The organism is Frigoribacterium sp. Leaf415 (assembly GCF_001424645.1).
Taxonomy (GTDB): Bacteria; Actinomycetota; Actinomycetes; order Actinomycetales; family Microbacteriaceae; genus Frigoribacterium.
The window spans coordinates 3,129,148-3,141,079 of record NZ_LMQR01000001.1; the positions used below are offsets into that span (position 1 = coordinate 3,129,148).

Below are 11,932 nucleotides of genomic sequence, written 5' to 3' on the forward strand. Positions count from 1 at the left end.
GGCCGGGGCGCCGCGACCGGCACCCGACGCCGATTCTGGCGTGCGGGCCCGGGCGTCCCCTGACGGTTGGCTCGGCGTCGAACGACCTCGCGCCTCCTCGTCCCTCGGGGTTCGCGACCCCGAGACGTCACGACGTGCCGCTCATGTCAGGACGTGAGCGGCACGTCGTGCCATCTCGCCGAGCCCGACCGCTTGCGCCCACGCGATGTATGCGCTTACAGTGGGCGCAGCTCACCTCGACGACGAATGAGAGAACGTGGCGATGACGCACGCGACACCCCCTCGGCGACACCCGCGCCGACGCTTCCGCACGCTCGCGGCCCTGGCAGCGGCCACGGCCGCCGTGCTCGTGGCCACCGGCTGCAGCATCCAGATCCGAAGCCAGCCCGACCCCAGCATCGGGGCCGACACGATGCTGATCAACGCCGACAAGGGCAATCCGCAGTTCGAGCGCAACTTCAACCCGTTCCTCACGAACAAGCGCACCGCCTCGACCTGGATCTACGAGCCCCTGCTCGAGATCAACCCGCTCGACGGCGAGATCACGCCCTGGCTCGCGAGCGAGACCGTCCTGCCCGACGCGCGCACGATCGACATGACGATCCGCGACGGCGTCGAGTGGTCCGACGGCACGCCGATGACCCCGGCCGACGTGGTCTACACGTTCGACCTGATCAAGGCGAACCCGACGCTCGACCTCAAGGGCGCCTGGCAGCACATCGACACGATCGAGACCGAGGGCGGCCACGTCGTCTTCCACCTGCAGACCGACGACGTGCCCGCGATGGAGATCATCGGCCAGACGACGATCGTGCCCGAGCACCTGTGGAAGGACGTCGACGACCCCACGACCTTCCGCAACCCCGACCCGGTCGGCACCGGACCGTTCACGCTCGGCAACTACTCGCCGCAGCAGTACTCGATGGACAAGAACGAGACCTACTGGCAGGCCGACAAGATCGAGATCGGGCACCTGATCCTGCCCGCGACGAACAACCAGCTCGACACCGTCACGCGCGGTTACGACTGGTCGTACTCGTTCATCAGCGACGTCGAGGGCACCTGGGGTGCTGCCAGCCCCGACAACCACTTCTGGTTCCCGCCGGGCGGCGTGATCGGTCTCGTGCCGAACCTCACCAAGGCGCCGTTCGACGACGTGAACGTGCGGCGCGGCATCGCGCTGGCGCTCGACCGCGGGCCCATCGCCGAGTCCGCCACCGAGGGGTACCTCGAGCCGGCCGGTCAGACCGGGCTCATCCTGCCCAACCAGCAGGACGACCTCGACCCGTCGATCCCGAACGCCGGCATCCTCGAGCAGGACGTCGACGGCGCCCTCGCGGCCTTCGCCGAGTCGGGCTACACGAAGCAGGGCGACGAGCTGGTCGGCCCCGACGGCAAGCAGCTGAAGATCACGATCCTCACCGCCAACGGCTACACCGACTGGCTGCGGGCCGTGCAGGAGGTGCGGAGCCAGTTGGGCGCGATCGGCATCGACGTGCAGATCCAGGCTCCCCAGCCGGCCGGCTACCAGTCGGCCATCGCGAACGGCGAGTTCGACATGGCGATGGGCGGCATGGGCAACGGGAACGTCTACCAGGCCTACAACAACCTGCTCAACAGCCAGTTCGCGACCCCGGTCGGCGAGACCACGGCGGCCAACTACGAGCGCTTCAGCGACCCCGCGGTCGACCGGTTGCTCGACGAGTGGAAGGCCACGACCGATCCCGAGCAGCAGAAGCAGTACAGCTACCAGCTGCAGAACGTCGTCTACGACCAGCTGCCCGTGATCGGCCTCTACTACGGCGGGCTCTGGGGTCTGTTCAACGACTCGAAGTTCACCGGCTGGCCCACCGCCGAGAACCCGTACATGGCACCGCAGAACTACGACCAGGCACCGCTGCTGATCTTCACGAAGCTCAAGCGCGTCGACCAGAAAGAGGGCGACCAGTGAAGTACGCAGCCCAGAAACTCGGCCTGTTCGTGCTCACCCTGTGGGCCGCGGTCACCCTGAACTTCATCCTGCCGCGGTTGATGCCCGGCAGCCCGACCGACGCCGCGATCGCGAAGTTGTCGCTGAACGGTCCGGTCAGCGCGGCGACCCGTGCCGCCATCGAGGCCCAGCTCGGCGTGCCGGACGGCAACGTGCTGCAGCAGTACGTCGCCTACCTCGGCCAGGTCGTGCGTCTCGACTTCGGCACGAGCTACACGTTCTTCCCCGAGACGGTCGGCCACCTGGTCGGCCAGGCCCTGCCGTTCACGCTGATCCTCGTCGGGGTCTGCACGATCATCGCCTTCGTGCTCGGCACCCTGATCGGCGTCGCCGCGGCGTGGAAGCGCGGCACCTGGCTCGACTCGCTGCCCACCCTGTCGGGCAGCTTCATGAGCACGTTCCCGTACTTCTGGACGGCCCTGTTGCTGCTGTTCTTCCTGGGCTACGTGCTGCACTGGTTCCCCACCACGGGGGCCTATGGCGCCACGACGACGCCCGGGTTCACGCCGGCCTTCGTCGGCGACGCGCTGCAGCACGCGGTGCTCCCGGCCATCACGATCCTGCTGACGAGCCTCGGCGGCTGGATCCTCGGCATGCGCAACGCCATGATCTCGACGCTGGGTGACGACTACGTCACCTTCGCCGAGGCCAACGGCCTGAAGGGTCGCACGGTCGCCGTGCGCTACGCCGCCCGCAACGCGATCCTGCCGAACCTGACCGGCTTCGGCCTCGCCCTGGGCGGCGTGGTCGGCGGCTCGATCCTCGTCGAGCAGGTGTTCGGCTACCCCGGCATCGGCTACCTGCTGTTCAACGCCGTCATCGGCCAGGACTACCCGCTGATGCAGGCCCTCTTCCTGATGATCACGGTCAGCGTGCTCGTCGCCAACTTCCTCGTCGACATCTTGTACGGCGTGCTCGACCCAAGGACCCGCCGATGACCTCCACCGTGTCCGTCCACCTGCCCGAGGGCGCGCCTCCCACCGGCCCCGCCGAGCAGAAGGCGCCCAGTCGCTGGCTCACCATCGGCCGCATGGCCGCGACCATCTGGTCGAACCCCAAGGCGAAGATCGGCGTGGTCATCTTCGGCCTCTTCGTGCTCGTCGCGATCTTCGCCCCGCTGCTCGCCCCCTACGGCGGCAGCGAGAACGGCTTCGAGCGCAACGCCGACGCCAGCTGGGCCCACTGGATGGGCACCACGGCCGCCGGTGAGGACGTCCTGAGCCAGCTGATCTACGGCGCCCGCATCAGCGTCTTCGTCGGCGTCGTGGCCGGCGTGCTGTCGACGCTGGTCGCCGTCGCGATCGGGCTGAGCTGGGGCTACATGAAGGGCTTCGGCGGCGACGTCGTCGGCTTCATCGTGAACCTCTTCCTCGTTATCCCCGGTTTGCCCCTGATGATCGTCATCGCGGCCTACCTGCAGAACGGCGGCATCACCGTGATCCTCGCGGTGATCGTCATCACCGGCTGGGCCTGGGGAGCGCGCGTGCTGCGCAGCCAGACGCAGTCGCTGCGATCGCGCGACTTCGTCACGGCGGCACGGTTCTCGGGCGAGAGCGCCGGACGCATCGTGTTCCGCGAGATCCTGCCCAACATGACCTCGCTGATCACCGGCTCGTTCTTCGGTGCCGCGACCAGTGCGATCCTCGCCGAGGCCGGCCTCGAGTTCCTGGGGCTCGGCGACTCGTCGATCGTCAGCTGGGGCACGATCCTCTACTGGGCGCAGAACTCGAACGCCCTGCTCACCGGCCAGTGGATCCTGCTCTTCGCGCCCGGCCTCTGCATCGCCCTGCTGGCGATGAGCCTGACCTTGATCAACTTCGGCGTCGACGCCGTCGGCAACCCCCGCCTCCGCGAAGGCGGAGCCAAGCGAACCAAGAAGGAGGCGCGCGCATGACCGCCACGGACCTCACCACCGCAGACCGCGCCTCCTCGTCCTCGGACGACGTGTTGCTCGACGTCCGCGACCTCAGCGTCGTCTACGAGAGCGCCGGCGCCGAGCCGGTGCAGGCCGTCGACCACGTGTCGTTCCAGCTGAAGCGGGGCGAGTTCGTCGGCCTGGTCGGAGAGTCCGGCTCGGGCAAGTCGACGCTCGGCTACGCGCTGACCCGGCTGCAGAAGCCACCGGCGCGCACCAACGGCGGCAGCATCTGGTTCGACGGCGCCGACGTCCGCCACCTCGACACCGAGGCCCTGCGTCAGCAGCGCCAGGGTGGCTTCGCGATGGTGCTGCAGTCGGGCATGAACGCGCTCAACCCGGTGCGCACGATCCGCAACCACTTCGTCGACGTGTTCAAGGCCCACGGCCACGTGCCACGCGACCGCTGGCACGCCCGCGCCGCCGAGCTGGTCGCCAAGGTCGAGCTCGACCCGGGCGTCCTCGCGCGGTTCCCCGGCGAGCTGTCCGGCGGCATGCGCCAGCGCGTCTCGATCGCCCTCGCCCTGTCGCTCGAGCCGCAGCTGATGGTCTTCGACGAGCCGACCACCGCGCTCGACGTGCTCGTGCAGCACGCCGTGATGGACACGATCATCTCGCTGCAGCAGAGCGAGGGCTTCACGGCCGTGCTGATCAGCCACGACCTCGGCATCGTGCTCGAGTCGGCGCAGCGCGTGCTCGTGATGCACGAGGGCCGCATCGTCGAGGACGGCCGCTCGGCCGACGTGCTCGCCGACCCGCAGGACGACTACACGCGCATGTTGCTGTCGCACTACGCCGACCCGCGGGCCGAGGTCGTCTCGCTGCCCGGCTTCGAGGACCGCTCGGTCCGCCGGGCCCGGGGCGACCGCCGCGTCGACACCACGACCTCAGTGCCGACCGTCGCCACGCGCGGCCAGCGCACGGCGCAGCACGCGATCACCGTGAGCGGCGTGAGCAAGACCTACGCGCCTCCTCGTCGGGGGGACGACCCCGTGCGAGCCGTCCGCGACGTGTCGTTCACGCTCGAACCGGGACAGTCGCTCGCCCTCGTCGGGCAGAGCGGCTCGGGCAAGAGCACGATCGCCAAGCTCGTCACCGGCGTCGAGAAGCCGACCAGCGGCAGCGTCACGTTCGGCGACACCGACGTGACGAAGCTCCGGGGACGCGCGCTCCGCAGCTTCCGCAGCGACGTGCAGATGGTCTTCCAGGACCCCTACGCCGCGCTCAACCCGCTGCACACGGTCGAGTACACGCTCACGCGCCCCGTCGTGAACTACACCGGCCTGACCGGTCAGGAGGCGCGGCGCCGGATGCTCGAGCTGCTCGAGACGGTCGGTCTGACGCCGGTCGAGCAGTTCGCGGCGAAGCTGCCGCACCAGCTGTCGGGCGGACAGCGGCAACGCGTCGTGATCGCCCGGGCGCTCGCGAGCGACCCGCAGGTGATCATCGCCGACGAGCCGGTCTCGATGCTCGACGTCTCGTTGCGGGCCGGCGTGCTCGCCCTGCTCGAGGACCTCCGCGAGCAGTGGGGCGTCTCGATGCTCTACATCACCCACGACCTGCTCAGTGCCCGGCTGATCACCGACGACATCATGGTGCTCAACCAGGGAGCCGTGGTCGAGCGGGGGCACACCGCCGAGGTGCTGCAGCGGCCGACCGACCCGTACACGGTGAAGCTGCTCGACGCGGTGCCCAACCCGCGCCGCTCGCACCGCGCCTCCTGACCTCCCCTCTCGCTCCACCCGAAAGGAACCACCCTGTGCTGACCTTCCCCGACGGCTTCCTGTGGGGAGCCGCCACCGCCGCCCACCAGATCGAGGGCAACAACGTCAACAGCAACTGGTGGGTGCACGAGAACGCCCCCGGCACGACGATCGTCGAGCCGAGCGGTGACGCGGCCGACAGCTACAACAGGTTCCGCGACGACATCCGGCTGCTCGCCGAGCTCGGCCTGAACAGCTACCGCTTCAGCATCGAGTGGGCCCGCATCGAGCCCGAGCGCGGCATGGTCAGCAAGGCCCAGGTCGCGCACTACCGCCGCATGGTCGAGACCTGCCACGAGTTCGGCATCGAGCCCATCGTCACGCTGATGCACTTCACCGTGCCGCGCTGGTTCGAGCGCGACGGCTTCTGGCGCGCGCCCGACGCCGCCGACCTGTTCGCGCGCTACACCGAGCTCGCGTTGCCGGTCGTCGCCGAGGGCGTGAACTACGTCTGCACGATCAACGAGCCGAACATCGCCGCCATGCTGGCCGGGGGAGAGGACGCCTCGAACCTCGTCGCCTACGGCCTGCCGAACCCCGACCTCGAGGTCGCGGACGCCCTGCTCGCCTCCCACAAGCGCAGCCGCGAGGTGCTCTCGCAGCTGCCCCAGATCAAGTCGGGCTGGACCGTCGCGACCCAGGCGTTCAAGGCCGTCGACGAGCCCGGTGCCGCCGAGAAGACCCGCGAGTACGGCTACGTCCGTGACGACTGGTACAGCGAGATGGCGGCCGGCGACGACTTCGTCGGGGTGCAGGCCTACACGCAGACGTTCGTCGGGCCCGAGGGGCCGCGTCCGGTCGCCGAGGGGCTCGAGACGACGCTGACCGGGTGGGAGTTCTACCCGCCGGCCGCCGCCGAGGGCATCCGCAGCGCGTGGGAGCTGTCGGGCCACGTGCCCGTCATGGTCACCGAGAACGGCATCGCGACCGCCGACGACACCCGTCGCATCGCCTACACGCAGGGGGCGCTCGAGCACATCCACGACACGATCGACGAGGGCATCGAGGTGCTCGGCTACCAGCACTGGAGCGCCCTCGACAACTACGAGTGGGCCAGCGGGTTCCGCCCCACGTTCGGCCTGATCGGCTGGGACCGCGAGACCTTCGAGCGCACTCCCAAGCCGAGTGCCCGCTGGTACGGCGAGGTCGCCCGCGCGAACGGGCTGCCCCGGGCCTAGCCCGGCTGCCGAGATGTCACGACCGGGTGCGCAAGGCACAGGGGCGCAGGAGGCGCGGGTCGGGTGACCCGCGCCTCCTGCGTCTCGGCCCCGTGGCCGATGCCGGGCCTAGAAGTACGTGATGCCGTGCAGGGGTCGATCGGGCAGCAGCATCGCGCGGAACTTCTGGACGGCGCCCTTGCGTCGCTCGCGCACCAGGCCGGCCGCGGCCAGCGTGACCGGGTCGAAGCCGCCGAGCCAGAGCGAACCGAGCGTGGCGACGTCGAGCTCGAGGTCGGCCCGGCGCACGGCGGCCTTCTTCACCGTGGCCTCGCCTGCCTCGCTCGTGACCCGGTACGTGCCGGCCGCGTGGCCCAGCGCGTCGCCGATGGCGATGGTGACGACGCCGTCGGCGGCCCACGGGCGTGCCTGGAGGGCGGCGACCGGGTCGAGGATGCGGAACCAGACGTGGTCCTCGTCGTGGCTGATGGTCAGGGCGCGACCGTCGACGAGCGCGTGGGGCAGGGGGTCGTGTTGCGGGGCGTTCGAGTACCGGACGGCCTGGACCAGGTCGACCGCGAGCAGCAGCTGCCAGAGGCCGAGGTAGGCGTCGTCGGTGGCGGCCACCAGGTCGACGACGACGAGGGTCTGCGTGCCGGTTGCACCCGGGCCACCGCCGACCGACTCCACCCGGTAGGTCACGTAGCCGTCGACGGTGCCGGTGGCGTCGCGGTGCACTGCGGCCCGAACGGCCGGGTCGGGCGTGCCGTCGGCGCGCTCGCGACCGAGCGCGTGGTTCCAGGCACCCTCGTGGCGGTCGATCGAGCCGGGGCTGCGGACGTGGAACCGGGCGAAGACCTCGGGGGCGACCTCGGCGAGCGAGGCCGTGGTGACGAGCTCGGTGCTGCCCTCGGGCTCGCTGAGCAGGCCCCCCGCACGACGGACGTCGACCTCGATCGTGCGCTCGCGGACGCCCACGCCGAAGCCGAAGCGGCGGTAGATCGACGCCTCGCTCGCGGTGAGGGCGGCGACCGGGGTGCCGGCCGCCTTGGCGCGGGCGAGGTCGTCGGTGATCAGGCGACGCAGGATGCCCTTGCGACGGTGGGTCGGTTGCACGGTGACGGCGGCGACCAGGTCGGCGTCGATCAGGCGACCGCCGCCGACGTGCAGGGTCTTGTCGAACGAGGCGAAGGTGGCGACGGGGCGACCCTCGGCGTCGAGCGAGCCGGGGTTGGCCTCGCGGCCGTAGACGCCCGTGAGGCGGCGCCCGTCGGCGACGAGACGACGCGCGGCACGGCCGAGGGCGGCGTCGTCGCCGGCTGCTTCGTGGAAGCCCATCGACTCGGCGTCGACCCAGGCGGCGGTCGACGCATCGGCCCGGGGTGAGTCGTCGCTCGCCTCGGGATCGAGCGCGGCTGCGAAGGTGCGGAGGTCGTAGTGGTCGTCGAGGGTGCTCACCCGCTCAGCCTACGGAGGGGGGCCGACGTTGTCGTCGGTCTCGAGGAGGAGTGATGTCGGTGTCGGGTCACCCCGCGCGAGGCAGGGCCGGCCTCGCGGGTGCGGGGCCGGCCCTGGTGGGTGGTGGGTGGTGGGTGGTGGTGTCAGTGTCCTGTCACGAAGTCGATTCCGGTGGTGGTTTTCGTGGTGCCGTCGGGGGCTGTTTGTTCGAAGGTGAGTTGGTAGGTGGTGCCGGCGGGGCCGATGTAGCGGTCGAAGGCGAATGCTCCGGTCGCGGTGGCGGTGGTGGTGCCGAAGGGGGTGCCCCATTGGTTCTTGCCGGTGATGGTGGCGTGGGGGGTGGCGGTGCCGCGGAAGGTGAGGGTGCGGTGTGCTTCGGTGATGCCGCCGTCGCGGATGACGGGTGAGGAGATCGTGACGTCGACGAGGTCGCCCTTGTGGTGTGTCAGGGTCAGGGTCTCCTTCTGGATGTCGGTGCCGTGGGTGGCGGTGAAGGTGAGTACGTAGCCGGGGTTGGTGGGGCCGAGGTTGCGGGTGAAGGCCCAGGTGCCGTCGCTGCCGATGGTGGTTTTGCCCATCTGGGTGCCCCATTGGTTGGTGGAGACGAGTTGGGCGCCGACGGTGCCTGTGCCGGTGAAGCGGGCGATGCCTTCGTGGTAGGTCTGGCCGTCGACATGGCTGGTGATGGCGAGCGGCTGGGTACGTAGCCGGGGTTGGTGGGGCCGAGGTTGCGGGTGAAGGCCCAGGTGCCGTCGCTGCCGATGGTGGTTTTGCCCATCTGGGTGCCCCATTGGTTGGTGGAGACGAGTTGGGCGCCGACGGTGCCTGTGCCGGTGAAGCGGGCGATGCCTTCGTGGTAGGTCTGGCCGTCGACRTGGCTGGTGATGGCGAGCGGCTGGGTGGGTGCCTGGTAGTCGAGGTGCAGGGTCAGCTGGGTGGGTGCACCGGTGGTGGGCGTCATCGTGAAGGTGATGTCGTAGCCGGCGCTGGTCGGGCCGAGGTTGCGGCTGAAGCTCCAGTCGCCGTCCTCGTCCACGCGGGTCGAACCCATGGGCGTGCCCCACTGGTTGGCGGCGGTCAGGCGGGCGTCGGGCGTGCCGCGGCCGGCGAACGTCGCGATAGCCGTCCTCGTCCACGCGGGTCGAACCCATGGGCGTGCCCCACTGGTTGGCGGCGGTCAGGCGGGCGTCGGGCGTGCCGCGGCCGGCGAACGTCGCGATGCCGGTGGAGTAGCGGTCGCCGTCGGTGTGGCTGGTGACGGTGAGGGGCTGCGTGGTGTCGCCCTCGTCGCCGCCTTCGTCGTCGGAGACGGTGAAGGAGCGGGTCGAGGTGATCGGGGCGACGGTGGACCAGTACGGGGTCTCGGTGACGGTCATGGTCTGGGCGCCGACGGCGAGGGGCTCGTCGACCTCGACCGTCCACGTGCCGTCACCGAGGACGTCGGCCAGGAGGGGGGCGGCGTCGCGGGTGACGTCGGTCGTGAGCGAGATCGTCGACCCGGGGATGCCCTTGCCCGTGATGACCGGGGTGTCGGTCGGCACGGTGGAACCCTCGGCGATCGAGGTCACGTCGAGCGGGAACGTCTCGGGGGCGGTGTTGCCCTCGGTCGGCTCCAGCCAGAACTCGACGGCCTCGGACCGTTCGTCGCCCCGGGTCGTGACGAGCTCGACCCACTTGCCGGCGTAGGCGTCGCCCAGCAAGAGCGAGACGGCGCCCGCGGCGTTCGTGACGGGCCGACCGGCCAGTTCGCCGTCGACGTAGGCGGTCACGCTCGGCACCTCCCACTCGTCGGCGAAGTAGTCCGTCGTCGCCTCGAGCACGAAGCTCCGGGCGGGGTCGGCCTGCGAGATGCCGTGCACCGTCGGCGGCGTGAGTGGCGAGGGGGCTGCGGCCTCGACGGGCGTCAACGCCACGGCGAGGGGGCGGCTCTCGGTGAGCCCGTGGATGCCGGTGATGGTGGCGGTCTTCCCGAGCGACGAGGGGTCGAGGGTGAACGCGAAGCGGCCCTGCTCGGCTCGCACGGCCCAGCTGTGGTCGCCGACGACGATGCGGGCGTTGCCCGCGCCGTGCGACACGGCACGCACGACGAGGTCGCCGCGTTCGTCCACCGTGATGGACGAGACGGTGGGCAGCAGGGGCCGGGGCACCGCCGTCACCTCGTCGGTCACGGAGAACGCCGTGCCGGCGGTCTGACGCGCCGCCGACGCCCAGGTCGGGACCTCGGTGGCAGTGGCTGCGTGGTCGCCGGGCGGGATCGGCGACGTGCAGCTCCAGTCGCCGGACGAGACGACTCGGGCTTCACAGAGGGTGACGACCGGCGAGCCCTGTCCGGCGTCGCGGGTGACCGTGATCCGCGAGTCGGGGATGCCGCTGCCGACGAACGACGCCGTCTGATCGGTGAGGAGGCTGCCCGCGACCGGGGAGTCGAGGGCTAGGGGCCACGCTTCCGACGCGGTGTTGTCCTCGGTCTCGACGAGGTCGACGGTGGTCGTCGCGCTCGGCGAGTCGTCGACGAACGCCCGGATCTCGACGTCCTGCCCCGCGTGCTCGTCGGGCACGCTCAGCCAGAAGCTGCCGTTCTCGACGAGCTGCTCGGTGACGCCGGTGCCGTCGATGCTCGCGGTCACGAGGGTGCCGGCGGGGGCGTCGGCCACGGTTCCCTCGACGACGAGCGTGCCGGGCGAGTACCGGCTGACGGCGTGCACCACGGGTGTGCTCGGTGTCGACGACGGGGCGGAGGCACGAGGGGAGGGGGTGGTGGTCGTCGGGGCCGCCGTTGCCGTGACGGGGCTCGCGGCGACGAGGGCGAGGCTCGTGAGGCCGATGACGGCCATGGTCGAGGAGAGGGTCTTCATGTCTTCTTCCGGTCGGTGGTGAGCGACCGAACGGGGCGGTCGAAAGCATATTGTATATGACATGCCCGGAGCCTCCTGCCTCGCGTCAGGATCAGTCGACGCGCGCCGCATCGTCCTCACCGGCAGCATGAGCACGACGAAGGCGGCGGGCACGAGGCCTTTTCATCTGGCTCACGTGCGCGGCAGGCGTGGCCGGCGTCGGGGTGTCGTCCGATGCGGACGTCGGGGTCGTGGGTGGTGGCGTCAGTGGTGTCGGGGGTGGGCCGGCCTCGTGCGATGCAGGGCCGGCCTCGCGTGAAGCGGGGCCGGCCCTGGTGTGGGTGTGGGTGCGGTGGTGTCAGCGTCCGGTGACGAAGTCGATTCCGGTGGTGGTCTTCGTCGCTCCGTCGAGACCTGTCTGTTCGAAGGTCAGCTGGTAGACCGTTCCGACCGGCCCGACGTACCGGTCGAACGCGAAGGCCCCCGTCGACGAGGCCGTGGTGCTGCCGAAGGGCGTGCCCCACTGGTTCTTGCCGACGACCGTGGCGAAGGGCGTGGCGGTGCCCCGGAAGGTGATGGTGCGGTGGGCTTCGGCGATGCCGCCGTCTCGGATGACCGGCGAGGCGATCTGCACGTCGACGAGGTCGCCCGTCTCGTACGTCAGCGACAGTTTCTCCTGTCGCACGTCGCTGCCGAGCGTCGCGGTGAAGGTGAGCACGTAGCCGGGGTTGGTGGGGCCGAGGTTGCGGGTGAAGGCCCAGGTGCCGTCGCTGCCGATGGTGGTTTTGCCCATCTGGGTGCCCCATTGGTTGGTG

8 protein-coding genes are annotated in these 11,932 nt (G+C 70.3%); 5 read left to right on the forward strand and 3 right to left on the reverse strand.

Annotation, left to right across the window (positions count from 1 at the left end):
* The first annotated feature begins 262 nt into the window (after nucleotides 1–262).
* From ASG28_RS14615 to ASG28_RS14635, 5 genes are read left to right on the forward strand one after another with little or no spacing between them, the layout of a single operon-like run.
* A complete protein-coding gene (locus tag ASG28_RS14615; RefSeq protein ID WP_055976527.1) occupies nucleotides 263–1,951 on the forward strand; it encodes an ABC transporter substrate-binding protein in 1,689 nt (562 codons plus the stop codon).
* Nucleotides 1,948–2,928, forward strand: a complete 981-nt coding sequence (locus ASG28_RS14620) for an ABC transporter permease (protein ID WP_055976530.1) — start codon at nucleotides 1,948–1,950, stop codon at nucleotides 2,926–2,928. Before ASG28_RS14615 ends, ASG28_RS14620 begins: the two co-directional genes overlap by 4 nt.
* Nucleotides 2,925–3,884, forward strand: a complete 960-nt coding sequence (locus tag ASG28_RS14625) for an ABC transporter permease (RefSeq protein ID WP_055976535.1) — start codon at nucleotides 2,925–2,927, stop codon at nucleotides 3,882–3,884. The genes ASG28_RS14620 and ASG28_RS14625 overlap by 4 nt, the downstream gene beginning before the upstream one ends.
* Nucleotides 3,881–5,629 carry an ABC transporter ATP-binding protein gene (locus ASG28_RS14630; RefSeq protein ID WP_055976538.1) on the forward strand — a complete coding sequence of 583 codons (1,749 nt, stop codon included), beginning with the start codon at nucleotides 3,881–3,883 and terminating at the stop codon, nucleotides 5,627–5,629. Before ASG28_RS14625 ends, ASG28_RS14630 begins: the two co-directional genes overlap by 4 nt.
* A 35-nt stretch (nucleotides 5,630–5,664) precedes the next feature.
* Entirely contained in the window at nucleotides 5,665–6,846 is a 1,182-nt protein-coding gene (locus tag ASG28_RS14635) for a glycoside hydrolase family 1 protein (protein WP_055976541.1), read from the forward strand.
* A 108-nt stretch (nucleotides 6,847–6,954) separates the two neighbouring features.
* Here ASG28_RS14635 and ASG28_RS14640 read toward each other — a convergent pair whose 3' ends face one another.
* The 3 genes from ASG28_RS14640 to ASG28_RS14650 all read right to left on the reverse strand — a co-directional run.
* A complete protein-coding gene (locus ASG28_RS14640; protein WP_055976543.1) occupies nucleotides 6,955–8,283 on the reverse strand; it encodes a GNAT family N-acetyltransferase in 1,329 nt (442 codons plus the stop codon).
* Between the two features lie 143 nt (nucleotides 8,284–8,426).
* Nucleotides 8,427–11,138, reverse strand: a complete 2,712-nt coding sequence (locus tag ASG28_RS14645; protein WP_055976547.1) for a hypothetical protein — start codon at nucleotides 11,136–11,138, stop codon at nucleotides 8,427–8,429.
* A 337-nt stretch (nucleotides 11,139–11,475) separates the two neighbouring features.
* On the reverse strand, nucleotides 11,476–11,932 hold a 457-nt coding region (locus ASG28_RS14650; RefSeq protein WP_235477960.1), incomplete at its 5' end, for a hypothetical protein.